Raw genomic sequence first — 26,507 nt, forward strand, 5'->3', positions numbered from 1 at the left:
TATTTCACCTCCTTTAAAGTTGCGGGTTATAGTTTTGCCCGCTTTAACCGCAGGGCGTTTGCGACAACACTTACAGAACTCAATGCCATTGCAGCGCCGGCAATCCACGGCGCCAGTAAGCCGATTGCTGCGACTGGAATTCCTGCTGTATTGTAGCCAAAAGCCCAGAAAAGATTTTGGCGGATATTACGGATTGTGCTATGACTGATTTTTATCGCTTTCGGCAGAAGTAGGAGTTCGCCGCCAAGTATTGTAACGTCAGCAGCTTCAATTGCCACTTCTGTTCCTGTGCCGATGGCAATTCCGATATCTGCTGTCACGAGCGCTGGTGCGTCGTTGACACCGTCTCCAACCATGGCGACCTTTTTGCCTTGTGATTGTATTTCTTTTACTTTATCCGCTTTTTGTTCTGGCAGTACCTCGGCAATTACGTGGGTAATGCCAACTTGCTTGGCAATTGCCTGCGCTGTTCTTTCATTGTCTCCTGTCAGCATGATGACTTCCATACCGAGCTGCTTTAATTGCTGGATCGCTTCTGGTGCTGATTCTTTGATTGTATCTGCTACTGCCACAATACCGCGATAGTTTCCGTCAACGGCAAGTAACATAGCAGTTTTACCACTCATTTCGTAGCTGGTTAACGCCTCTTCAGCGCCTTCCATTGCAATATGACGGTCATACATTAATTTACGATTTCCAACAAGTATTTGCTTTCCGGCAATCGTCGCTTCGATACCATGCCCGGGTATAGCTGAGAAGTCGTCAACATCTAAGAAAGGAAGATCGTTCTCTGCAGCATGCGCGACGATTGCTTCTGCCAATGGATGTTCCGAGCCTTTTTCGGCACTGGCTAATAATTGCAATGCTTCTTTATCGCCAGTGAAATCTGTTACTTCTGGTTTTCCTTTGGTAATCGTCCCTGTTTTATCGAGTACGACTGCTTCTAATTGATGTGTTCTTTCTAAGTGCTCTCCGCCTTTAAACAGGATTCCGCTTTCTGCCGCTCGCCCTGTTCCTACCATAATGGATGTTGGTGTTGCTAGTCCTAGCGCACATGGACAAGCAATAACGAGAACAGCAATCGCTGCTACTAAAGCAGGTTCAAATTGACCTGGTTCGACAAAAGCAATCCAGATTACAAATGTCACAAGTGCAATCCCAATAACAATTGGCACAAAATAACCGGAAATTATATCAGCGAGCCGTTGAATTGGCGCTTTTGAGCCTTGCGCTTCTTCGACCACTTTGATAATCGATGCAAGCGCCGTGTCTTTTCCGACTTTTGTTGCTTCCATTTCAACGGACCCGTTTTTATTCAAGGTAGAACCGATGAGTCCCGCTCCGGTATCTTTTTCAATCGGAATTGATTCTCCTGTGAGCATCGATTCATCTACAGACGTTCTGCCTTTCACAAGGATACCGTCCACCGGTATTTTTTCACCCGGCTTTACAAGTAAATGATCACCCGCTTTTACTTCTTCTACAGGAATCATCATCTCTTTGCCATCTCTTATAACCCGTGCTTCTTTTGCTTGCAAATGCAGCAATTTGGATAAAGCATTTGTTGTTTGGCTTTTCGCTCTAGCTTCTAAATACTTCCCAAATAAAATCAATGTAATTAAAATAGCACTTGTTTCAAAATATAAATGCGGCATATAGCCAGAGTTTCCAAGGGTTTTCCCTGCTTCATACAAACTGTAAAAATAAGCAGCACTTGTGCCGAGTGCAACAAGCACATCCATGTTTGCTCCGCCATTTTTCAGATTTTTATAAGCACCTACGTAAAATTGCCAGCCGATAATAAACTGAACAGGCGTCGCTAGCGCAAATTGAAACCACGGATTTATTAATATGTCAGGCAAGCTGACGCCAAATAAATGAACAAGCATCGTAAGTAATAAAGGCGCAGATAGAACGGCTGAAATGATTAATTTTGTTTTCTTCCGTTTTAACTCTTTTTCTTTCTGCGTCCGACTTTCTTCTGCTTCTGCTTTTGGCTTGGCCTCATAACCGATATTGCGAATCTTTTCAATCAAAGCCTGCTGTTCGATTAAGCCTGCATTGTACTCGATAACGGCACTTTCTGTCGTTAAGTTAACAGATGCATTTTTTACACCATCTTGCTTGTTCAGCACTTTTTCAATCCGGGTAGAGCAGGCAGCACAAGTCATGCCGGTAATATCGAACTCGGCTTTTTCGGTTTGAACGCCATAACCGATTGCTTCGATTTTTTTGGTTATGTCCTCTATCGATGCTTTGTCTGTATCATAATCAACAGTGGCTCTTTCTGTTGTTAAATTGACTTGAGCATCCACGCCGTCCATCTTATTCAGCACTTTTTCCACTCGATTTGAACATGCAGCACATGTCATACCTGTAATACCAAGCGTTGTATGATTTGTTTCACTCACGATACTCCCTCCTTACTTGGAAAATTGCTTCATCACACTCATCAGTTCTTCAATTGCTTCTTTGCCTTCGCCTTTGGTAATCGCATCACTAACACAATGGTGCATATGGCGCTCTGTCACCGAGAACCCAACATTCTTCAATGCAGATTGAATTGCACTAAGCTGCACTAAAATATCCATACAATAACGGTCTTCTCCGACCATCTTCTGAATACCGCGCACTTGTCCTTCTATTCGTTTTAAACGATTTATTACATTTTGCTTCTCATCTTTTGTTCTAGGCGTACTTGGGTGATCATGCAGAAATTTATCCACATTCATTCCTCCATTTCGTTTATACATATACCATACCCCCCTACGGTATAAAAGTCAACCGATTAACTACTCCGCCTTTTCTTTCTGGATGTAGATACATATTCTTTACGTTAGATAGCACGTAACTTGGTATTATTTACTTTTTTATGAAATATCATCATGCATTCACTCGAATAATTGTATAAAATTTATGTATGCAGACTTAATGTGTAGTACTGGAGGATAACAAATGACTCACATCTTATATATAGAAGACGAAATGGAAATCGGCAGTTGGGTAACAGAGGAATTAACGGAAAGAGGATATAATGTGACATGGTTAAAAACTGGCGAAGGTGCGGAAAGCTATACTCTAGCTGCAGATATCGTTATCTTAGATGTCATGTTACCCGGTTTAGACGGTTTTTCTATTGGAAAACGGCTAAAATCCGCAAACGAAAATCTGCCTGTTTTGATGCTTTCAGCACGAACAGCAGTAGAAGATAAACTAGAAGGACTTCACTTTGCAGATGACTACGTAACAAAACCATTTCATCCAGATGAACTGGCGGCTCGTATAGAAGTATTGCTAAGAAGATTCCAAAAGCACGAGGACGTATTAGAAATTGGTCATTTAACAATTCGTACAGCAGATATGCACATCTTGGATAAACGAACAGAGAAGGAAATACTTTTAACAGGAAAACAGTACTTCATATTCCAATACTTTGTGCGGCACTTAAATCAAATTTTAACAAAGGAACAGTTATACGAAGGCGTATGGAAAGAGAGCTTTATAGAAGGTGACAAAACCTTAATGGTACATATACGGTATTTACGGGAAAAGCTTGAAGAAAACCCAGCTAAACCAGCTATAATAGAAACCATACGCGGAATTGGATACAGGGTGAAACAACAATGAATTTAATACGATCCTTGCAGGCGCGATATATGGTCATTATTTTATCGGCAGTGTTTTTACTATTTATTCTCCAACTATTCTCCGCTGCCTTAGGAACATTCCTGATGGATACGGCTGAGGAATCAGATGATCGAAAACGATCTGCGAAAGTTATAGAATCACACTGGCACAAGGAAGTACATGCACTGCAAAACATCTCGACTGACTCCGTCGAACAGCATTTCGCAAAATGGCAAGAGGCATACCCAGAGGCATCGATGTTTTGGGTAGATGGACAGGGAGAGTTAACGGAACAGCAAGTGAATGTTAACGAAACACTTCCCTCGACGTGGACATCCGCTTATACAGCGAAGTTTCTAAAAGACCATTATAATGGCAATCCTTTTACGGTAGTATCGTTTCTTGGAGACGATGAAAGTAACGGCTTTGCTGTATTCGAGATTCCAAGATCGGTTTTAGAGCCTCCGCTAATAAAAGTTTATGATCAATACAGCAATATCTTTTTCTTTGGTTCCGTGATATTTATTTTAGTATTTATCACAATCTCTTATTTATTTTTTCGAGGAATTAGAAAGCGACTATTACATTTACAAGAAGCGATGACCCTTCGAGATACAGATCATCTCCCGCTGAAGATATCTGTTAAAAAAGAAGATGAAATCGGTCAGCTTGAACAAAGCTTTAATCATATGGTGCATGAATTAAGAGAAAGTAAACAGCGTGAACAGGAAGAAGAACAACTGAGAAGAGAATTAATTGCTAACCTTTCTCATGACCTTCGGACGCCATTAACCAAAATAAGCGCTCAAACTTATTCCATCGGCAAGGAGAAATTATCCCCCTCAGCAAGCCAAGCTGTAAACGTATTAACGAAATCAGTTGAAGAAGTTGACAAATTAATTGAGAATTTGATGTCTTATACGTTATTGGCAGCTAGTAAGTTCAAATTTGAACAAAAGGAAATCCATGTTGTACGGTTTGTTCGAGAACATTTAGCTTCCTGGTATCCCGTTTTTGAAAAAGAACAGTTTAAGATAGAAATAGATTTAAATTCTTTTGACCGTACGACATGGAAAGTTGATCCCATTTGGCTAGGCAGTATTCTTGATAATCTTCTTCAAAATGTATTCCGTCACGCAAGCAGCGGTCGTTATCTGAAAGTGCAGACAGCATCTACAGATCAATATGATAGCATTATTATTGTCGATCGCGGCAAGGGGTGGAAGCACGCCTCCAAAGAAAAAGGAGCAGGGATCGGCTTATCCATCGTAGATATGATGGTAAAAGGCATGCAATTGGAATGGGATATTACGTCTAATACAGACGGCGCGACTATTATAATCCAGAACCCTAAGTGATGTGTGTGGATAGAGGAGTTACTTCCTGTATTCACACACATCTCTTTTTTTAAACAGATTTTAAACTTCTGCCTCCCCCTAGTTTAACCTCAAGCTTCTATGCTAGGTGCAGAGGTGAAGAAAAATGGAATATGTCGTGCAAACAAATAACTTAACAAAACGCTTTGGCAAGGAAACTGCTGTTACAAGTTTGAATATGAAAATTCCAAAAGGAGAGATATACGGATTTCTAGGACCTAATGGCTCTGGTAAAACAACCACCATTCGCATGTTATTAGGATTAATGAAACCTACGAATGGGACTGTTACTATTTTTCAAAAAGAATTAAAAAAAGAGCGCATTCACATATTGAGAAAGGTAGGCGCACTAGTTGAAAATCCATCCTACTATGCGCACTTAACAGCTTATGAAAATTTAGAAGCGCTGCGAAAGATCCTAGACGCACCAAAACAAAGAATCAATGAAGTTTTGGATATAGTTCGTTTATCCGATGTGGCCCATAAGAAGGTCAAAGGTTTTTCACTTGGAATGAAACAACGTTTAGGTATCGCTGCTTCCCTGCTTCACCAACCTGAACTGCTTATCTTAGATGAACCAACTAACGGACTGGATCCATCTGGAATTATTGAAATCCGGCAATTGATTAAACATTTGGCGTCTGCGCATGGGATGACCATCTTGATCTCGAGTCACTTGTTAGCAGAGATAGACCAACTCGCTACGACAGTTGGAATTGTCGCGAAGGGGAAGATGATCTTCCAAGATTCTATCGATGTGATGCGCAAGCTTGCGAAAAGTCATATATTGCTAAAAGTTAGTAATGGGCAGCATGCGTGCCGGACATTATTAGAAAACGGAATACAAGCGGAATACAATAATGACAGCCTTCTAGTAGCGGAACACGCCAATGAAAAAGTGGCAGAAGCAGTTAGCATTTTAGTTCACCACAACTTTTCGGTTTATCGTGTTGAAGAGGAAAAGCGGTCACTTGAGGAAATTTTCCTTCACATGACGAATGAGGAAAAAGCGTATGTTTAAACGATATATTTTGACAGACTATTTAAAGATAAAACGAAAAGGATTCTGGCTGTTAACCTTCTTAGGTCCTTTCGGTGTTGTGGCTATGCAAATGGTGAATTACGCCGGTGATCGTAAAACATATTTATTAAAGCAAAGCGAAAATGATTGGACGTATTACTTATCATATATAAATTCATTTGCTTCCTTTGCACTTGTCATTGGTATTGCTATTTTAACTTCGCTTATGGCCAGCATAGAAAACGACACAAATGCATGGAAGCAGTTACTCTCCTTGCCGGTTTCTAAGAAACATGTATACTTATCAAAATTTATGTTGCTAGCTGTTTTCTTATTGATGTCTTCCATTTTATTGTTTCTGTTTACTACCATACAGGGAATATATCTTGATTTAGGTGACAATATCCCTTTCTTTGAACTTCTAAAGTATAGCTTCTACCCTTACTTTGCGTCGCTGCCAATTCTAGCACTACAGCTATGGATTGCGGTTGTTAGTATAAATCAAAGTATACCAACCACAACGGGAGTCATTGGCGTTATTTTAACCTACTCTGCTGCTGATTTACCAGATTGGATGATTTGGAAATGGCCAACATTAGTAAGTGACTGGAATGAACCTGTCCTAAGCGTCATACTCGGCATTGCAGTTGGCAGTTTCGTGTATATACTCGGTATGATTGACTTTGTCAGAAGGGACGTGAAATAGATGTTTTCAATTCTCCATGCAGAATGGTTTAAGCTGCGGAAAACGAAGATAATCCCTCTCATTTTCGTCGGACCACTTGTTGGACTGGTTATTGGGTTCAGTTATAACTTCCACGATAGAATTGTTGAGGTTGTGGGTGATCAATGGATACTATTATCGATTACCATGAATTTAGTATATGCATTACTATTTTTACCACTGATAACAGGTGTTTTAGCGAGTTCAATCTGCAGATATGAACACCAAACTGGCGGATGGAAACAGCTGTTAACGCTACCTGTGACTAGGGGAAAGTTATTTATCGCTAAATATATATTATTGATGCTTCTTGTACTGGCTATGCAGTTATTATTACTTGCCACCCTATACATAATAGGAGCAATAAAAGGCTTCACCACTCCTTTTCCGTTGGAAGTCTTTTGGAAAAGTATCCTTGGCGGATGGGTAGCAACATTTCCTTTAGTCGCCTTGCAATTATGGATGTCCATTTTATTCAAGAGTTTTGCTGCACCTCTTACTGTTAATGTTATTTTTACATTGCCATCCGTATTAATTATAAACTCTGAACGTTACGGACCTTATTATCCATGGGCGCAGCCTTTTTCCATGATGTACATTGGCGAACATACAAACAACATCTTCTTTATTCCTTGGGAACAAGTAGTATTCATTGTTGGAGGAAGTTTTGTTTTGTTTTTTGCAGGCGGATACTTATATTTTCAAAGAAAGTCTGTTTAGCTCGTCCAATATTTAGCTAAATCACTACAATTCCATATATGATAAATAAGTCAGGCAAATAAATGAATTTGTCTGGCTTTTTTAGGAAGTAAGAAAAAGACTTAACAAATAACACTATAACTCTAGCAAAGCAATAAAAAAGACTGCCCTTAGGCAGCCTATCTTGGTTACGTTGTATGCAGCAGCATTTCCAGCAAATCATAATTTGGCTGCTTGTCGGTTTTTTCGTCCAGCATCGTTTTGAGATCTTTTTGAATGAGCTGATTAGATTTAATGCCGATGGCGTAGCCTGATTCACCTTCCATTAACATATGCACAGCTTTGACGCCCATTTTGTTGGCAAGGATTCGGTCAAATGCAGAAGGTTCACCGCCGCGCTGGATAAATCCTAATACAGTTGTTCGCACCTCTATGTTCATATTGTCTTCAATATACTGCTGCAGTTCATCCAGATTGTATATCCGTTCTGTCACGACAATAATATTATCATTCCGGCCTTTACTTCTTCTATCCTGCAGCTTCTCACAAATTTGTTCGGGGCTTAACTTGTATTCTGGTGTGGAAATAATATCGCCTTCTCCAGCGATTGCAGTGAATAGCGCCAAATCGCCGCAATGTCTGCCCATTACTTCGACAATTGTCGTTTTATTATGCGATAAGCCCGTATCTTTGATCCTGCCAATGGAACTTAACACGGTGTTTAGTGTTGTATCAAAGCCGATGGAATAATCGGTGTAATCCAAATCATTATCAATCGTTCCTGGGATACCAACAACTCTGACGCCTAATTCTTGCAGCTTTTGTGCACCTTGTAGGGATCCTTCACCGCCGATAACAATAACATCTGCGATTCCGTAATTGCGCAGCACGTCTACTGCCTGTTGTCTTCCCGGTTCATCCATGAAAGCTAGAGAACGGGATGTCTTTAGGATTGTACCGCCTTTGTTGGCGATTGTCTCGACATCTGGTGTGCGCAAAATGGACAGTTTATCTTCAATTAGCCCTTGGTATCCGCCTTCGACACCGTATACTTCAATATCGTGGTAGTTTGCACTTTTCACGATAGCACGTATGGCTGCGTTCATACCTGGTGAATCTCCTCCGCTCGTTATGACGGCTATCTTATGTATCATTTTATTCACCTCTCCACTATATGTCTTATCCTTATTATACAATAGTACAAGTAAAAAGAAGTACAAAAGACAGGCAATCTGCCTGCCTTTTGTTTATACAGAAATAACCAGTTTCCCAATCATGCTGCCAGCTTCCAGTCGCTTATGCGCTTCTTGAAGATTTTCCACTGTAAGACCTTTCAATTCTTCTGTCTTTGTTGTGCGCAGACGCCCTTCCTCGAGAAGCTCTGCTACTTTCGTCAAGATCTCACCTTGCTTATGTTGACTGGCTGTCTGATGCAGTGTACGAGTGAACATGTACTCCCATACAAGCGTCAAACTCTTCGAAGTCAAATCTGTCAGCTTGATTCCTTCAGCCGGCCCTGTAATCGCCGCAATAATGCCTTCTGGTTTGATTACCTCGATAATGTCATCCCACGCTTTGTCCAGCTGGTGCATACAAAATACATAATCGACGGTATCAATATCCAGATCTAGTGCTTCCAGCTGCGGATGAAGCGGTTCGTGATGATTAATTGTCCGTTCTGTTCCATGCTGATTGGCCCATTTTTCCGTTTCTTCGCGTGAAGCAGTGCCGACTACAGTCAAACCATGAAGTTTCGCCAGCTGAGATGCAATGGATCCAACGCCGCCAGCTGCATTTATCAGCAAAATTGTCTTCCCTTTATTTGCTTCGATATCGAGCGGAATCTGCATTTTCTCAAACATTGCTTCCCATGCTGTGAGCGCTGTTAATGGAAGTGCAGCCGCATCTGAGAAGCTAAGGTTGGAAGGCTTTTTCGCAATCACTTGATAATCGACAAGCTGGTATTCACTATTCGACCCTTGACGTGCAACAGATCCAGCATAAAAGACCTCATCGCCAGGCTGAAATCCTTGTACATCTTCACCTACTTCTTCAATGATACCAGCCGCATCGAAGCCAAGAATGCGGAAGTTCCCATCATCTTCTTTCATTTTTCGCTGCTTCGTATCAACCGGGTTCACACTTACTGCTTTTACTTTCACCAAGACGTCTTTGGCTTTTGCAGCAGGCTTGTCCACCTGTTCTTCGATAAAACAGTTATCCTCATCCACAGATGTGTTCTTATAAATACCAATAGCTTTCATACTGATCTCCTCCTTTTTTCTGTCTGTTTATGTAAAAGCCGTCATCGCATCCGACGGCTTTGTACGCTCATTTCTTTGCTAAGCGCAAGATTGGCTCGAGGGCTTCTGTATTCCCGTAATTAGGAACTACAGCTGATGGTGCTGCTGCCCATTCCACAGCGTTACAGATAACGGTTTGCACATTTTTATCGTAGTAAGTCGGATACGTTTCATGTCCAGGCCGGAAGTAGAATATCTTCCCTTTTCCTCGATTATACGTACAGCCGCTTCGGAATACTTCCCCGCCTTCAAACCAACTGATAAATAACGTGTGGTCGGGTTCGGGTATATCAAAATGCTCGCCGTACATCTCCTCTTGAGGAAGTTCAAAATACTCTTCCAGTCCTCGTGTAATCGGATGACTCGGCTGCACCACCCAAATCCTTTCTTTCTCTCCGTCCTCGCGCCATTTTAAATCACAAGTTGTTCCCATCAAGTTACGGAATATCTTACTAAAATGACCTGAATGCAGCACGATTAATCCCATGCCTGCCAAAACGCGCTGCTTCACACGCTCGACCGCATGATCATGCACTTCTGCATGGGCTTTGTGCGCCCACCAAATCAGTACATCTGTTTGCTGCAGTGTTTCTTGATCCAATCCTTGCTCAGGATCATCAAGTGTACGAGTTTGTACTGCATATCCTGCTTGCTCTAAAAATTCAGCAATTGCTCCATGAATGCCTCGGGGGTAGATGCTTTTTACCGTGTCGTTTTCCTTCTCATGACGAAATTCGTTCCATATGGTAACGCGCATAAGATGCTCCTTCTTTCTTTTTTTACTCCTATTCCCCTTGCTAAGTAGCTACCCTGTTCTTTACTAGATTATGCAGGGAATCTCATTTTACTAATTACATTAGCCCTTTTCCCGCTAACTCCTGCCTAGAGAAAAAAATCCTGCTAAGATTTCAGCAGGATCTAACCAATTAAAACAGCACCATATACAAGCGCCCCTAAAATCACAAAAGCCGGATGTACCTTCCATCTTTCCATAAGTAAGTAGCTTGCCACCACCAAGATGACAGTATGTATCCAACCCGCACTTTCATAAGACGTGTGGAAAAAGCTGATTGCCATACCAGCGAGTAATACGGCAATTGTTGGACGAATATAAGCCGTCATTCTTTTAACCCGCGGAGAGTCTTTGAACTTCGCCAACAAACTTAGCAATCCAATCATTAAAATAAGCGACGGCGCAACAGTGGCAAACAAACCAATCGCCGCACCAAGCACGCCTGCCTGCTGGTAGCCAATCACACCAGCGAGCTTCGTGGCAATTGGCCCTGGAAGCGCATTTGCCAAGGCTAGCGTCTGGCTGTAATCAGCGGTAGACATCCAACCATATCTGTCTACCACTTCATTTTCGATGAGCGGAATCGTAGCAGGACCGCCGCCATATCCGATAATCCCCGGAATAAAGAAAGCTAGGAAAACCTGCCAGTAAATCATGCGCCTTCCTCCTTCTGTTTCTCCGGTTTCAGCAATGCTAACAGAAGAAGCGCCAGAATAAGAAAGGCTGGGTGAATGTCTAGCAGTTCAATCAGAACAACTGATACAACTAACAGCATGACAATTTGCCAGCTTTTCAGTCCATTGCGAGATTTCTTTAGAAAATCAATTGTCATGACCGCGAGCATTACACCAACAACCGGAATAACAGCAGTTGTCATCCCGCTGATCCACGGCTGATCGCTCAACGCCTCCACAAAAGAAAATAAGATAATCAACAGCACAACAGTTGGGATAACGGTAGCGACAAGTGCACAAATCATGCCCACCCAGCCGCCAACTCTGTAGCCAATATAGCCGGCCAGCTTCGTTGCAATTGGACCTGGCAAGCTGTTGCCGAGTGCCAGCGTATTGCCGAATTCCTCATCATCCATCCACTTGTACTGCTGTACGACTTCCTTTTCCACAAGGGGAATTGACGCTGGCCCCCCTCCGTATCCCAAAATGCCGACACGGAAAAATGCTAAAAATAAGTTCCAGTAAATCATGTTGTTCAACCTTTCTAATACGAAGCAATACTGCCATCTGCTCGTGCTTCTGTTCCTCCATATAATGTACCCGTTTCAGGATCGCGCCAAATGATTTGGCCGCGGCCGAATGTAGACCGGTCTGCTTTGACCTCAATGTGATGCCCTTTCCGTATGAGCGCTTCGGCGATATGTTTCGGAAAGTCCGCTTCCACATGAAACGTTTTGCCTTGAATCCACTGCCAGCGCGGTGCATCAAGTGCGGTTTGCGGATTAAGTCCGAAATCCAGCATATTCATCACTACCTGGGCATGTCCTTGCGGCTGCATAAAGCCGCCCATTACCCCGAAAGGACCAATTGCTTGCTTATCTTTCGTCAAAAAACCGGGAATAATCGTATGGAATGTTTTCTTCCCGCCTTGCAGACTGTTTGGATGAGCTGGATCCAGACTGAAATTATGTCCGCGATTTTGCAGCGCAATACCTGTTCCGGGCACCACCAGCCCCGAACCAAAGCCATGGTAATTACTTTGAATAAAGGAAACCATATTCCCTTCTTGATCCGCAGCAGCCAAATAAACCGTTCCGCCTTGCTTCGGCTCTCCTGCCTCCGGCTCGTTGGCCAGCTCCCCGATTTGCGCCCGTCTTTGCGCAGCATACGTATCAGACAGCAGCTCCTCCACGGTAACGGGCATATGCTTTTCTTCTGTCAAATAAGCATGACCATCAGCAAACGCCAGCTTCATCGCTTCCATTTGTTTATGATATGTATCAATTGATTCTTTTTCATGGAAGGTAAAGCCTTTTAAGATATTCAGCGCGGACAGCGCAACCAAGCCTTGTCCGTTCGGTGGTATCTCCCATACATCATAGCCACGATAATTCACCGAAATCGGCTCTACCCATTCTGGTTCATATGCAGCCAAATCGTCTGCTGTTAGGAATCCGCCATTATCTGCAGAAAATTCCGCTAATTTATTCGCTAGTTCACCGTTATAAAAGTCCGCTGCATTTGTGCGCGCAATTTGACGCAGCGTTTCTGCATGGTCAGGCGACTTCCATACATCGCCGATTCTCGGATAATCTCCATTAGGAGCAAATGTGTCAAACCAAGCTTTATACATATTATCGGTACACGTGGTACTGAACTTCTTGTAAGCACGCTCCCATAGCTTGGCAACTGTTGGTGTTACCGCGAATCCATTTTCGGCATAGTAGATAGCCGGCTGCAATACGTCTACTAAGGAAAGCTTGCCAAAACGCTTACTAAGCGCAGCCCAACCGCCTGGTGCGCCCGGAACGGTTACAGGAATGAAACCATGCAGCGGCATCTCTTCATGGCCCAGCTGCTTTACTTTTTCAATGCTAATAGATGCTGGTGCGGGTCCGCTGGCATTTAATCCATACAGCTTGTCCTTTATCCAAACAAGCGCGAATGCATCGCCGCCAATTCCATTGGAAGTTGGCTCCACAACGGTAAGCATAGCAGCCGCTGCAATCGCTGCATCAACGGCATTGCCGCCTTTTTTCAACATATCCAGCCCTGCCTGTGCAGCAAGCGGCTGCGAGGTGGCAACCATCCCTTGCCGGGCAATTGTTGTTGTACGCTGTGAGTGATATGGGTAATACAAATGATCTGTTTTCATTCTGTTTCCCCCTTATGTAGGAAGCCCGGAAAACCGGGCTTATGACCATCCTAGCAAATAGTGGATTGCTTTTGCCACCCCATCTGCTTCGTTTGTATCTGTCTGGTAGTTTGCTACTTCTTTCACCGCATCTTGCGCATTTCCCATTGCTACACCGCAGCCCACTGCTTGAATCATTTTAATATCATTCAAACTATCACCCATAGCAATAACTTGATCCATATTGATGCCAATACGGTCGCATAACTTTTGCACTGCTTCTGCCTTATTAATGCCCACAGCATTGACTTCAATATTTGTCTCACTGGAGTTAGAAAGTTCCAATTCATTTTTGTCCGAAAGCGCCTTAACGATTGCTTCACGCTTGTCATCATCGGGAGTGTCAAAACCAAACTTAAGCCAATCATATTTCTCCATATCAGCAGGGAAGTTACCGCGGAATACATGCTCTGTACTCACTGCCCAATAATGTGTCTCATACTTGTCTGCCAGCCGTTTCATCTTTTTAATCAATTCATCCTCAATCAAAACACGCTCTAGCAGTTCTCCGTCTGCAGTCCAAATTTCACTGCCGTTAACCGTTACAAGATACGACTGTAAACCAAGGTCGTCTGCATAAGGCTTACAAGTCCGGATACCGCGTCCTGTACTAAGGATGACATGCACACCTTCTTCCTGTGCACGCTGAATCGCTTGTTTGTTTGCTTCTGAAACTTCATCCTGCGGGTTGAGCATGGTACCGTCCATATCGAGTGCAATCATTTTATATTGGTGCTGTTTCTCTGACATCGTATTCGCTCCTTATGTATTTGCTTCGTCTTTATCTAACAGGCTACTGCTGTCTTCCCTTTGTTTCTCAGATGGTTTACAGTTCGCAGCAAGCGCCGGTAGTACACGCCAATTGCTGAAGCTTGGTACACCTTCTTGTTTACCCCCAAACAAAACTGGCTGCAGTCCAGCATTTCGGCTTCCAATGACGTCATTTTCAATATGATCTCCGACGAAAAAGGTTTCCGATGCACGTGCTTCCACCTCTGCTAATGCCATTTCAAAGATAGCCGGATCTGGTTTTTTCAGTCCAACTGCTTCGGAAATAACAAGACTTTGACAATGCCAATACAATCCAAGCTGCTCAATTACTTGCTGCTGCAGCAAAGCTGGTCCATTCGTAACGATGCCCAGTGTATACGACATACTCAATTCCTGCAGCGTTTCCAATGCATCCGGATAAGCAACCGCAAACTGCGCCACACGGTCGAAATAATCCGCTGTCAGTGCTGGCTCTAAATTCGTATCCAAAGCGAATTGTATTAGCAGCTCCTTATAAACAATAGGCTTCTCCACATACCCATGCTGATCCAGGGCAACAAAGGCCTCCTTAAATGCCGACAGATCAACACCAGCCAAGTCATTCTGAAACTTATTATATTGATCCTCTAAAAACCGCTGTAATGTTGTCTGCCGATCATGAATAGTCCCATCCAAATCAAAAAGAATTGCTTTCATCCTGTCGCTCCATTTCCTTTTTCTCCATCATACGCTTTTCAGATAGGAATGTCAGTAATTTGGTATACTTGAAAATCACAATATCAATTTATCAGGAGTTTCATTAAGGGCGCTAGTCTAAGACATCCTATGGGCATTGGCATCCATTATCTTATCCCCTATTTCTCAACTGGTTAAATCCACTCAAGCTGATATCCCAGTATCCCTCACCCCAGTTATAAAAAAAGTCGCCAATGTCATGACATTGGCGACAGCTTACAAACTTATGAGAATCCTAAAAGGGATATTTAAATTATAGAAGTAACTAATCTATCAGATTTCCAGCGCATGTTAGTTTCCTACAGCCGTAATCTCAACTCCATTTACGATACCTGTCGATCCTCCAAAACCAAAGTTAATCTGGCCATCCTCAACTAGAACTTCCGGTACAACCCTCGTAGTGTAATTGTTTCTAGGGGCTGAAACCTGACCATAGTCTTGCCCCTCAATAACTAAATTGGTTCTTGCTGAACCCGTCATATCTCCAACATATATCTTTACCGCATAAATACCATCAGGCACATCGACGTTAAATTCCCATTCGCTTGCAAAATAACCTAACCAATCACGTACTACATCGTCTCCGATATTGCGATCGCGTCCAATCATGTTTTCAGCATTAACGATTCCGTATCCGCGTTCAGCTGTATACAATGTAGTCAAATTAACCTCCTGAAAACCTTCTTTCACTGGATTTCCAGTTAAGCCGAAATCAAATTTCTTCATCGCTTTACTTGTCGTAAACTGCTTTGTCTTCGAATGTGCCGATTCTCCCTTTCCATTTACTGCTGTCACATACACATCGTAGCTCGTTTCTTCATCCAAGCCTGTCAAAAAGAGCTGTGGAATTGTTGACGTACCAACTAATTTGTACGCATCACTGGTTGAAGGCTTGCTGTAAATCCGATAGATATCCGCCTTCTTGGATTTTTTCCAGGAAACAAGAGCACCTGCGTTACTAATTTTACTGATTGTTACCTTTGAAGGTTTGGCAGGAGCCTTTTTAGGAGCTTCTATCTTTTTTACATGCTCCGATAATGGAATATCCAGGTTGCTTATTTCATCTGCTACCAAACGCGCCAGCTGAATAGCACCATATTCCTGAAAATGCGTGTTATCTTTTGAACCATTTGGAAAGGCAGGATAAACACCAGGATCTGTATACAAGAACACAGAAAGCGTTCCTTCTGGGCCAATGCTATTATAATAGGCAACACTGCGTGCACTTAAGTCAATAACTTTCACATCTAATTCTTCTGCTACTTCTTGCATTCCTTGCACATACTCTGAAAAGCTGACACGGAACTCGCCCGTCTCTTCGTTAAAATCTCGTCTGCCCATTGGCGTGACCAAAATCGGTATAGCGCCCCTTTGACGGGCTCCTAACACATAAGACTTTAAATATTTTTTATAATCCGGTACAGAAGCATATCTTTCGGGAACACTGATTGTTGCATCATTATGTCCAAATTGAATCAAAAAGTAGTCGTTCGGTTTTATTACCCTTAATATTTCATCTAGGCGTCCTTCTTTAATAAACGTCTTTGAACTTCTTCCGCCAATGGCGTGATTTTCAAATTCAATCTCGGAGGTAAAAAAACGCGGAATCATTTGACCCCAACCAGCTTCTGGTCTCCAATATTCATCATACGTCTGTACTGTAGAGTCTCCTGCCATATAGACAGTCGGATTATCTGCTTCCGTTCTTTCTGGAATTTTCTCAATAATTATTGCATTTATCTTGGAGTTTGCTTCTGTAAATGTAAAGTTTAGCTGTCCATCTATAAGTGAAATCTCGAATTCCTGCTCCTTGTATTCTCCACTGGCTAGATGGGTACTTTGCACCTTTTGAATATCCTCTACTTGAATACCGATGTTCGTTCCTGCATCCTCATCACCAGAGAGAATTGTAACAGTATAATCTCCATATGCTACATCTACGTTAAAGGAAGTATCACTAACGGAAACAAAGTCAGATTTCAAAGGATCTGACGTTTTTCTGTCTATTGCGCTCACTTTTGATATATCTTCAAAACCATAGCCAGCTGCCTCCGAATATGCCGTTTCAGGAGTGACAGCTGTATACCTATCTTGTACAGAACTTGCAGCAGTTCCAAAGTCAAATTTTAGAATGGGGGCATCTGCTGCAGCCTCCGTTTGTAAAGGCAAGGTACAAAACGAAGTAAAGGTAATTAAAAAGGCAAGTAATAGGGGCAATACTTTCTTTCTCTTACATTTTCTCATTAATATCTCCCTCTCTCCTTTTTTGATAACGCTTACATTTTATCTTACCTTCCAGGCTGCATTACAAGTAGAAGAAAAACAGACTATCCTGTTTAGTAATCAGTGTCATTTACTACGTTAAAAAAACGAACTCATGCAAATTCTAATGTATGAATTTGCATGAGTTCGTTTTTATGGTATCTTTTATTCTTATCTTTTCTGCAGCTTTCCGTAGGATTCATTCGTAGCGTGGTATCCACTGTCTTTACCTGTAAACCTTCCAAGCTCGTTTCGTTCTTCTTCTGTCGCTTCGCCGCGAATGGAGAGGAAGTAGAGGGCACTGACACCAATATCCTTATCTTCTTCTTCTCCTTCTGTCTCGCTTTGATGCGCACGAAGTTCTTCTGCATCTGCTGTCATGCCCCACTTGATATGGTGATAGAAGTTTTCGAACGTTCTTTCTGCTTCCGGGGTAATATTTTCTGCCATGTATTCTTGTTTTACTTGATCCAGGTCATGCGAGCTGATAAACGCAACAAAGTCCTTTCCATCACCATACTGGAAGAATTCTCCCCATATCTGTGGTGTGCGTTCACCTAATTGAAAAAGCATCAAATACTTCACTTCGAACCGCTCTCTTTCTTCTGCATGGCGCTCCCCGCGTTCTGATGCATCCTCAGTTATTTCACCATTAAAGAAACGAATACAAAAATCCTTGTATTCTTCTTCAAACCGACGCATTACTTTCCATATACGGTGAATGTCCTTATCAAACAGTTCTTTGCTGCGGAAAATAGATGCCAACAAAAAGAAGCGGAACATGCCGCGGAATTGGGTGTTAATTTTATATTGGCTCCAATCATAATTCTCTTGCCGGAATGCGTCATTAATTTTTTCTAAGTAGGATTGGTCCAACGCATCTTTGAGACGTCCAATATGCTTTTCGTCCACTAAAGCAGTAGGTCTTACTTTCAGTGTATCCCACTCCATCTTTAGCTGTTCTCGGTGCCGATCAGCATTCTGCATCGGACGCTTTCGTGCTCCTGTATTATAAAATATCGCGATAGCTATCAGTATGATGACGACGCTAATCCCGATTATTGTTAATAAATTATTCAACTTTTCTCCTCCTGCCTACTACAAAATAGAGCTGACGAAACTGTCAGCTCTATTATCTTCCTTTATTCTTGCAATACTCGTACTAACTCTGTATTGAATTTTTCTTTTTCATCGAACAGCAGTCCATGTCCGCTATGTTCGAATGGAATAACGGTGGAGTTCACAATTCCGCCTGTCATTTCATTAGCGAAGTCAAATGGACAAATTTCATCTTTCTGTCCATGGAAGATATATGTCGGTGCACTAATATGCACAAGTTCATCACGTAAGTCTTCATCGCGTAATGCTTCCATTGCTTGAATCGTCCCATGTCCGCTGGCAACAAGACCGAGATGGAAGAACCACTGCATAAACGAATCAGAATGTTCTTGTGCGAAGAACATTTCACCAAAATTATGCAGCGTTTTCGGACGGTCGGTTTGCAGCTGGGCGATCATATCGTCTGCTTCTTCCTTCTTCATACCAAATGGATAAGCATCACGCTGTGTAAATACAGGAGCTGCTGCGGATACTAATAAAAGTTTATCTACTTTTGCAGCGCCGTATTTATTTGTATAGCGGATAGCGATTGGTCCGCCCATGGAAAAACCGACTAAGACGAAATGATCCAATCCGAGGTGCTCAACTACCTCATGTACAACCTCTGCTTGTGCATCGTATGTGTACGTATTCCAAGGTTTATCTGATTTTCCGAAACCAAGCAAGTCAATTCCAATAAAGCGATATCCTTGCTTTGGCAGTTCATTCATTTGATATTCAAACATTTTATGGTTTACCGGCCAACCATGCAGAAATACAACTGGTACGCCTGATCCGATATCTTCTGCGAAAATAGTATGTCCTGTTCTTGTTTTAATGTTATGACCCATGATTAGCTCTCCTCACTATTATAATCTCTTTCTCTCGGCTCCTTCTTTTCTCTTGCTCTTAACTCACGGAATAAGAAGAATGCACCTACAACACCGGATAGTACAGTGAGTAAAAGAAACACTGTATTGGCGGTGAAGGCATAGAACAGTAAGAAAACAAGCGCCAGGATAAAGAATCCAAAGTAGCCTGCCAGCTTCATTTAGCCTCACCCTTTCCTGTAGTCTACTTGTTATATACCCGCTAGACGCCTTTCTTAAGCAAAAGAAAAGAGCATGCTTCTTTTTCGCATGCTCAATGTGTATGCATAATTATACCTTCAGAATTGAGGAAGGCAATCTCCAGCTCGATTTCCCGGTTAATATCATCTTCTAAATCATGCGCTTCCAGCACATCCGCTGCTTCCTCTTTCACTTCTTCCCAAACAGGCTGCATCGCATGATCAATCGTTTCCGCTTCTATTTGGATACGCAGACTGATAATACCCTCCGGCTCAAACCCAGCGCCTAATACTTCATACGTATCATAAACAGCCAGTTCTTCCACCGCTGTATTATTCACTTCTTCCAATGCATGACGAATCATCTCTTCATGCACATCATTATACGGAACAGGATGAGTAGAGCGACCGGCAAAGAAAAACAACAGCCCAGCCATCACCATCGTCCCAGCCAAAACGAGACGCAACCCAAAGCTTCGTTTCATCCGCAAACCTCCATTCCCTGCTACTATATGCAAGCAGACAAGGAAACTTGTCCATAAAATAGAATAGGAAAAGTAACAACAATCCATTCAAAGAACCCACTATTACAATTTACGAAGCGCACAGTGCGTATACTGTTGGTTAGCAAATCTCATCAGACTGGTTGTAATTAGCTGGCTACAAAGGCAGAAACTGCGGTCTTTAGAGCTTTCCGTTTGAAATTCTATTTCTGCATAATGTTCAACTTTTGCTATTTCTGTTGAACAAGTAAAATTCAGCAAGACATCCGCACAGAGAAGATTATTTTTTTAATAGAGAAGGCGCTGTGTTCCTTCTTACGCTCGGGTAGGCTTCGCGTAACGTAATTTAGCGCAGGAAAGCGGAGTGTATTTCCGAAGCAGTGCTCTCATCTTATTTTCTTTCTCATGCAAAAAGATCCAAATGTACTGCTATAAACCGCAGTATCATTTGAATCTTTAACTAGCTAAAAACATTACACTTTCAGCCTCTTACTTCTTTTATTCGTCATTTCGCTTCCGTTTAAACGGCCACCAGTTCAGCTCACCAAGTGTGACGGCGATAGCTGGGATAAGCAATGGCAGAATAACCAGTCCGTACAGAAGCAGACCGATAATGATAACAGTAGCAACCTCTAGCAGTGTTAATACACCAGATGGCATCATCGCAGCAAAAGTACCTGCCAAAATGATGGATGCGGTAATGATAACCGATCCCATCTTCTTCATCGAGTGAATCATACCTCCGTTCAAGTCGTCACGCGCTTCTTCCGTGAAACGATCGAGCAAGAAGATCGAGTAATCCACTCCGAGAGAAATAAGAATAACAAAGCTAAAGAATGGTACCGCCCAGCTCACACCTGCGTAATCCAAGCCGTTTACAAAGATCAATTCAGTAATGGATATCGCCGTATAGTAAGTAAGCAGCAACGATCCAATCATATACGCCGGAATGATCATCGAACGGAATAGCAAGGTTAAGATTAAGAACAAACCAACCATCATAATTACCATGGTCCGAGAAAGATCCGTCGTAGACAGTTCCTCTAAATCAGCGTTCGTACTCGTTACGCCGCCATACACAATTTCCGCATTTTCATACGGGGTACCTTCTACTTCGGCACTGACACGCTCTTTAATCGTATCCAATGTACGAATTGCTTCCTCGGAATACGGATCTGTGTCCAAAACAACGTCAATCGTGACGCCTTCTCCATCATTGAATGCATACGTATCGATACTTTGCTGGAACTCCCCTTCTAGCGCATCTTCCGGAATATACATGCCTGTATCGCGTACAGACTCACTTTCACTAATCGCTTGCAGTGTATCCGCAGCTGTTGTAAGCCCGTCGGAAACTTGCGTTAACCCCTCATTGGCAGAACCAACACCATCAGCTAACTGCTGCAATGAATCTGTTAGTGTGCCTACTTGCTCCTGCTGTCCTTGCAGCTGCGTATTCGCCTGTTCCAGACCAGATTGAATTTCTCCGAGCTGCTGGCTGATTCCTGTCAGCTGAGCAGATGCCTGCTGCACGTTGCCTGTTTGCTGCAGCTGTGTGGAAACTTGCTGTAGTGCTGTATTGACTTGGCCCAGACCTTCTGTTGCCTCAGACAGCCCGCCGCCTGAAGAGCCGCCAGCATTCCCTGTTTGCCCAGTAATTTGGTTCAATCCGTCTTGAACCTGTGTCAAGCCATCTTGCACATCGCCAATTCCGGTAACAGCATCGTTGATACCATCCGCAATTTGGCCGTTCTGAGCATCCACATATAAATCATCAATTTTATCGCCTGTCGGCTGTGTTGCAGTTCGAACTTTTTCTACATGATCAACTTTGCTGATTGCATCGCTCAGCGGATCGAGATAAGGTAATGTATTGCTAGTTGTAAGATTCTCATCATCTTTTATCACAATTTGAATTGGCATTGCTTCGCCTTTGCCGATAGCATCACCAATCGCATTCAGCCCTTTAATGGACTTGTAATCACTGCTGATTTCCTCTGTTGAGTTAAAGGAAACTTGCTCGTCATAAGTTAATACAAACGGCACCGTAATTACAGCTGTAATGGCCAAGAACAACACCGGTCTGGCAACGGAATGACGACCAAGGAAATGCCAAAGCTTATTATCTCCATGAGAAGCTGCTTTTTTCGAAGGCCAGAATAACTTCTCTCCTAGCGTTACCATAAATAACGGCAGCACGGTGACAAGCACAATCAACAGCACAGCGACGCCGACTGCCACACCTACAGCAGATTGGAAAATCGCAAATTTCGCAAAGAAAATGGATGCAAAACCTACAAATACCGCGATTGCACTGATAAGCAACGTCCGTCCGGCTGTCCGGTAAGCTGTGACAGTTGCCTCGACCTTACCATGTCCGTTCGCCAGCTCTTCCCGGAAACGGCTTAGCAGCAAGATACAATAATCGGTACCTATACCGAACAATATTGCCACTAAGAACGTTTGTGTAAAGGTGGAAATCGGGAAGTCCAGCGTATCTACTAAGATAGCCAAAATGCCCTGGCTAATTAAATACGTTATTCCGACCGTAATTAATGGTACAAACGGCGTTACAATGGAACGGAATACAATTAACAGAAGCCCTACAATGATGAAGACGGTAATCAGCTCTGTTTTCTTCAAGCCCTCTTCTGATGTATTAGCGAAGTCTTGGTTGATTAACGACGCACCAGTTACGTATGCAGTCGTATCTTCTGGAACAGCTTCATAAATTTCATCTGTAATTTTTTCTATATCTTCATCTGATCCTTCGACCGTGATCGGCATCATGACAGTCTTTTTATCTTCAGACGTCATTTGATCCTGGATGTCTTGGTTGTCAGTCAGCGGTGTTGTAATCTCGCTCACACCGTCAATTTCTTCAACCTTATCAATAACTCTCTGAATCATGTTCTCACTGTCTTCATTTAATGCTTCATCAAGCACAAATACGGCACTTAACGAGTTACTGTTCTCTCCGGCATCTTCAAGAATCTCGCTTGCCCGGATCGAAACAGCATCCTCTGGCAGCTGCGTTTGCCCTTTTTCAGAGGCAAGCTGCGTCAAATTGGGCGAAAAGATGGTTAGTCCTACTGCGACCAGGAGGACTGCAACTGCAATGAGCCACTTAAAACGAATAATTGTTCTCACGTTTCCTTCTCTCCTTTTTTCAACTGTTCTTTTACATCGGTAAATATGCGGATAAACGCTTCTACATCTTCACTGCTAATATTCTCGAAGAGCGTGCAGAATTTATCATAAATGGCTTCTTCTGCTTGCTGCAGCATGCGCTCCCCTTCTGCGGTGATTTCAACAAGTTTTGTTCGCTTATCTCTCTCTGAATCAATCCATTTTACAAACCCCTTCTCATACAGCTTTTTCAGACGATTGGAAATTGCACTTTTATGTACTTGCTGCACAATCGCCAGATGACCAGGAGAAGCAGGACTGGATAAACTTAAAAATTTAAGCAGTTCTACCTGCTGAGGTGAAATATGCTGGAAGATATCATGTGAGGTACCTTTATGAAAAACCTCTGTAGCCATGAAGGATACTTCATGGAACAAATCAATTGCGTCCTTTAATCTGTTCAAAATCGTTTACCCCCTATACCAATGTAGTTTATACCCTAAACTACAAGCAGTCAATCCTATTTACCTAAAAAATGTTGTAAATCTCCGGGTTATTGAATCAAAAATACTGATAAGGGTCGTAAGGTGCAGGTAAAACAACGTATGAACCAAGAATCTGTCCACTTTTATCCAATAGGTAGGCTATTGTGCTGGAAAGAATATATTGCCATTACAGGGAGATGACAAACATCGGCAGCACGTACTGTATATATAGAAGATTTCTCCTTTCCCTAGTGTATAAGTCGCTCAAATTACGGAAAGTGAAACAAACAGTTTCGCTTATTTCCTTATAGTGCCCGATTCCGTAGCATTAAACGAGGCACAGACGCCGCCACGTCTGTCAGCATTTATAACTTAAGGAGTGGTATTATTTTGCATCGTTTTAGACGCTTACCTATTATTGGATTTATTGCTGTACTCTTAGCGGGTTTGCTTGTTCTTCCATTCCAAGCATTCGCAGCTGATACATCAGCAAAACCTTGGATGGATGAGAACGCATCCCCAACAAAACGAACAAATCTGTTATTAGATGCCATGTCATTGAAGGACAAGGTAGATTTGATTACAGGAAACGTAAACAATTATTATGGCTTCTATAACAAAGCTATGGAGAAATACGATATCCCTGCATTGAAAATGGCAGACGGTCCTGCCGGTGTCAGAATTGCCAATCCGGATATTCAAAACAAACAATCTACTGCAATGCCTGCTCCCATTGCACTGGCTGCATCATGGGATACCGAGGCAGCAGAGGCTTATGGGGATGTGCTCGGCAGCGAAGCTTTTAACACAACTCATAATGTCTTGCTAGGACCTGGCTTGGATATTGCGCGTAACGCTTTTGGTTCCCGCAACTTCGAATCTCTTGGAGAAGATCCAGTCCTGCAATCTCGTATAGCCGTGCCTTACATAAATGGAATACAAGATAATCATGTTATGGCAACAGCCAAACATTATTTACTGAACAACCAAGAAACACTTCGATTCACCAATGACTCACAAGCAAGCGAACGAGCCATCAACGAAATTTATGCTCGCCCGTTCGGAGCTGCAATAGAAGACGGAAAGCTAAGCAGTGTGATGTGTGCTTTCAATAAAGTGAATACGGTAGCAGCTTGTGACAACAAAGAGCTGATGACAGACCTGCTTCGCGATCAGCTTGACTTCAACGGCTTTGTCATGAGTGATTACGGCGCCAACTTGAGCACCGTAAAATCCATCCAAGCTGGCATGGATCTTGAAACACCAGGAGAGCCTTATGGAAAATGGGGAGAGCAGCTTCTCCAAGCGGTAAACGATGGCCGTGTTAGTGAAGATACCATCAATACGAGTGCTTTCCGCTTGCTGTATCAAATGTTCGATAAAGGACTGTTTGACAACCAAACACAAAACCAGCAAATCGATACAGCTGCACATGGCCAAATTGCTCGTGAAATTGCCGCTGACAGTATGGTCCTATTGAAAAACGAAAAGAATGCCTTACCTATTGAAGATAATACAAATTCTATTGCTGTTATCGGTCCAGATGCAGATAATGCCTCTGCTGCAGGCGGCGGAAGCTCTCTCGTTAACCCGATGTATACAGTAAGCCCGCTTGAAGGGATTAAAAATCATGCGACAGATGATACAAAGATCAGCTACACAGCTGGTACCGATCCAATTAGTGCTGGAGATGTCATGCCAGGACCAGACGCTGTTCCATCTTCCTTGCTTCATCCATCTGCAGATGCCGAGCAAAATGGAATGAAAGCGGAATATTGGACCAATACAAACTTCGAAGGCAATCCGTCACATGAACGGACCGACCGACAAGTGAATATGAATCTTGGTTTCTATAACTACGAAGGCTTTAACGCACAATCAACGAAACTGGAAAAACTGCCGACAAACTTAAACGGCATGATGTCTGCCCGCTGGACAGGTGTAATCGAGGCGCCAGCTGACGGCACGTATAACCTTTCCACTACTAGCTTTGGGACAAGCAAACTTTACCTTGATGGCGAGCTTATCATCCAAAATGCTGGTGAAACGCTTGGCACGAAAACTGTTGAAGTCGATTTGAAAAAAGGTGAACAGCACGACATTAAGATTGAATACCAAACAGATTACCCGAAAGAAGGCGGCCGTGATTACGGCGGACAAGTACGATTTGGCTGGGAACCTGCCGATGGTGCTGTAGATGCACAGATTAAAGAAGCAGTAACAGCAGCGAAGAAAGCTGACAAAGCTGTCATCGTAACTCGCACGTATGATAGTGAAGGTTATACAGACCGCTCTGATATGGAACTGCCAAACAACCAGCAGCAGCTCATAAAAGAAGTGGCAAAAGTAAATCCAAACACAATCGTTGTAAACGAAAGCGGCATCGCCATTGAAATGGGCGATTGGGAGAAAAACGTAAAAGCAATAGTTCAAGCATGGTATCCTGGTCAAGAACAAGGGAATGCTATTGCTGATGTACTCTTTGGACAAGTGAACCCTTCTGGTAAACTGCCAGTCACATTCCCGGTAGATGAAGATACAACACCTACAAATGCTGCAAGCCAATTCCCTGGTACAAATGGTGTGAACAGCTACTCAGAAGGTGTATTCGTCGGCTATCGCGGCTATGATAAACAAAATCTGCAAGTCGCATATCCATTCGGATACGGGCTGTCTTATACAGACTTTAAATACAAAAATCTTCATAGCAAAGTAAAACAGAAAAAAGGCGATACATCGATTGAAGTAAAACTTCATCTTCGCAACACAGGAGATGTACAAGGCGCTGAAGTTGTCCAAGTATACGCTGGACAATTACCAACTAACGCTGTCGAAACGCCAGAAAAACAACTAGCTGGTTTCGAAAAAGTAGAACTGAAAGCCGGTAAACAGCAGCCTATAAAAATCAAGCTTGATCCAAAAGCTTTCTCTTATTATGATGAGGAACAGAATGAATGGGTAATGCCTTCTGGTGAGGTGCCAATTTATGTTGGCAGCTCGTCCCAAGACATTCGTCTCGAAAGCACGATTACGCTGCCATAACA

At 42.7% G+C, this 26,507-nt stretch carries 23 protein-coding genes; 6 read left to right on the forward strand and 17 right to left on the reverse strand.

Features of this window, described 5'->3' with window-relative positions; translation table 11 throughout:
* Window positions 1-26: 26 nt before the first annotated feature.
* Window positions 27-2,411 (reverse strand): heavy metal translocating P-type ATPase, encoded by a 2,385-nt coding sequence (locus tag KS242_RS13470; protein WP_217321803.1) that lies wholly within the window; start codon window positions 2,409-2,411, stop codon window positions 27-29.
* Window positions 2,412-2,423: 12 nt separating this feature from the next.
* Entirely contained in the window at window positions 2,424-2,753 is a 330-nt protein-coding gene (locus KS242_RS13475) for a metal-sensing transcriptional repressor (protein ID WP_371747550.1), read from the reverse strand.
* 202 nt (window positions 2,754-2,955) lie between these two features.
* On the opposite strand from KS242_RS13475, the gene KS242_RS13480 reads away from it, so the two are divergent.
* The 5 genes from KS242_RS13480 (at window position 2,956) to KS242_RS13500 (ending at window position 7,468) form a co-directional block, all read left to right on the forward strand.
* Window positions 2,956-3,627: a response regulator transcription factor gene (locus tag KS242_RS13480; protein ID WP_217321804.1), complete on the forward strand. Its 672-nt coding sequence runs from the start codon at window positions 2,956-2,958 to the stop codon at window positions 3,625-3,627.
* Window positions 3,624-4,985, forward strand: coding sequence for a sensor histidine kinase (locus KS242_RS13485; RefSeq protein WP_217321805.1), 1,362 nt, complete (start codon window positions 3,624-3,626; stop codon window positions 4,983-4,985). The genes KS242_RS13480 and KS242_RS13485 overlap by 4 nt, the downstream gene beginning before the upstream one ends.
* A 124-nt stretch (window positions 4,986-5,109) precedes the next feature.
* Entirely contained in the window at window positions 5,110-6,024 is a 915-nt protein-coding gene (locus tag KS242_RS13490) for an ABC transporter ATP-binding protein (RefSeq protein ID WP_217321806.1), read from the forward strand.
* Window positions 6,017-6,730 carry an ABC transporter permease gene (locus tag KS242_RS13495; protein WP_217321807.1) on the forward strand — a complete coding sequence of 238 codons (714 nt, stop codon included), beginning with the start codon at window positions 6,017-6,019 and terminating at the stop codon, window positions 6,728-6,730. Before KS242_RS13490 ends, KS242_RS13495 begins: the two co-directional genes overlap by 8 nt.
* Window positions 6,731-7,468, forward strand: a complete 738-nt coding sequence (locus KS242_RS13500; protein ID WP_217321808.1) for an ABC transporter permease — start codon at window positions 6,731-6,733, stop codon at window positions 7,466-7,468.
* A 167-nt stretch (window positions 7,469-7,635) separates the two neighbouring features.
* Here KS242_RS13500 and pfkA read toward each other — a convergent pair whose 3' ends face one another.
* From pfkA to KS242_RS13575, 15 genes are all read right to left on the reverse strand, one after another.
* Entirely contained in the window at window positions 7,636-8,601 is a 966-nt protein-coding gene (pfkA, locus tag KS242_RS13505; RefSeq protein ID WP_254391712.1) for a 6-phosphofructokinase, read from the reverse strand.
* A gap of 93 nt (window positions 8,602-8,694) precedes the next feature.
* Window positions 8,695-9,711 (reverse strand): zinc-binding alcohol dehydrogenase family protein, encoded by a 1,017-nt coding sequence (locus KS242_RS13510; protein WP_217321809.1) that lies wholly within the window; start codon window positions 9,709-9,711, stop codon window positions 8,695-8,697.
* Between the two features lie 67 nt (window positions 9,712-9,778).
* Window positions 9,779-10,507, reverse strand: a complete 729-nt coding sequence (locus tag KS242_RS13515; protein ID WP_217321810.1) for a ThuA domain-containing protein — start codon at window positions 10,505-10,507, stop codon at window positions 9,779-9,781.
* Window positions 10,508-10,668: 161 nt separating this feature from the next.
* Window positions 10,669-11,199: a chromate transporter gene (locus KS242_RS13520; RefSeq protein ID WP_217321811.1), complete on the reverse strand. Its 531-nt coding sequence runs from the start codon at window positions 11,197-11,199 to the stop codon at window positions 10,669-10,671.
* A complete protein-coding gene (locus tag KS242_RS13525) occupies window positions 11,196-11,747 on the reverse strand; it encodes a chromate transporter (protein WP_217321812.1) in 552 nt (183 codons plus the stop codon). Before KS242_RS13525 ends, KS242_RS13520 begins: the two co-directional genes overlap by 4 nt.
* Before the next feature lie 14 nt (window positions 11,748-11,761).
* On the reverse strand, window positions 11,762-13,372 hold the full coding sequence (gene ggt, locus KS242_RS13530) for a gamma-glutamyltransferase (RefSeq protein WP_217321813.1): 1,611 nt from the start codon (window positions 13,370-13,372) through the stop codon (window positions 11,762-11,764).
* 39 nt (window positions 13,373-13,411) lie between these two features.
* Window positions 13,412-14,161 carry a Cof-type HAD-IIB family hydrolase gene (locus KS242_RS13535; RefSeq protein ID WP_217321814.1) on the reverse strand — a complete coding sequence of 250 codons (750 nt, stop codon included), beginning with the start codon at window positions 14,159-14,161 and terminating at the stop codon, window positions 13,412-13,414.
* A 12-nt stretch (window positions 14,162-14,173) separates the two neighbouring features.
* Window positions 14,174-14,878 (reverse strand): HAD family hydrolase, encoded by a 705-nt coding sequence (locus KS242_RS13540; RefSeq protein WP_217321815.1) that lies wholly within the window; start codon window positions 14,876-14,878, stop codon window positions 14,174-14,176.
* Between the two features lie 330 nt (window positions 14,879-15,208).
* The gene (locus KS242_RS13545) at window positions 15,209-17,161 is read right to left on the reverse strand and encodes an SGNH/GDSL hydrolase family protein (RefSeq protein ID WP_217321816.1); all 1,953 of its coding nucleotides are present in this window, start codon (window positions 17,159-17,161) and stop codon (window positions 15,209-15,211) included.
* Between the two features lie 189 nt (window positions 17,162-17,350).
* The gene (locus tag KS242_RS13550) at window positions 17,351-18,259 is read right to left on the reverse strand and encodes a hypothetical protein (RefSeq protein WP_217321817.1); all 909 of its coding nucleotides are present in this window, start codon (window positions 18,257-18,259) and stop codon (window positions 17,351-17,353) included.
* 62 nt (window positions 18,260-18,321) lie between these two features.
* Window positions 18,322-19,128, reverse strand: coding sequence for an alpha/beta fold hydrolase (locus KS242_RS13555; RefSeq protein WP_217321818.1), 807 nt, complete (start codon window positions 19,126-19,128; stop codon window positions 18,322-18,324).
* 2 nt (window positions 19,129-19,130) lie between these two features.
* Window positions 19,131-19,328: a hypothetical protein gene (locus KS242_RS13560; protein ID WP_217321819.1), complete on the reverse strand. Its 198-nt coding sequence runs from the start codon at window positions 19,326-19,328 to the stop codon at window positions 19,131-19,133.
* A 92-nt stretch (window positions 19,329-19,420) separates the two neighbouring features.
* Entirely contained in the window at window positions 19,421-19,831 is a 411-nt protein-coding gene (locus tag KS242_RS13565; RefSeq protein ID WP_217321820.1) for a hypothetical protein, read from the reverse strand.
* Window positions 19,832-20,347: 516 nt separating this feature from the next.
* Window positions 20,348-22,999, reverse strand: a complete 2,652-nt coding sequence (locus KS242_RS13570; RefSeq protein WP_217321821.1) for an MMPL family transporter — start codon at window positions 22,997-22,999, stop codon at window positions 20,348-20,350.
* Window positions 22,996-23,442 carry a MarR family winged helix-turn-helix transcriptional regulator gene (locus tag KS242_RS13575; protein ID WP_217321822.1) on the reverse strand — a complete coding sequence of 149 codons (447 nt, stop codon included), beginning with the start codon at window positions 23,440-23,442 and terminating at the stop codon, window positions 22,996-22,998. Before KS242_RS13575 ends, KS242_RS13570 begins: the two co-directional genes overlap by 4 nt.
* Window positions 23,443-23,853: 411 nt before the next feature.
* Between KS242_RS13575 and KS242_RS13580 the strand changes: the two genes are divergently transcribed.
* Complete coding sequence (locus KS242_RS13580; RefSeq protein WP_254391713.1) at window positions 23,854-26,505, forward strand: beta-glucosidase; 2,652 nt, start codon at window positions 23,854-23,856, stop codon at window positions 26,503-26,505.
* The last annotated feature ends 2 nt before the right edge of the window (window positions 26,506-26,507 follow it).

Source organism: Terribacillus sp. DMT04, from assembly GCF_019056395.1.
GTDB lineage: Bacteria > Bacillota > Bacilli > Bacillales > Amphibacillaceae > Terribacillus > Terribacillus aidingensis_A.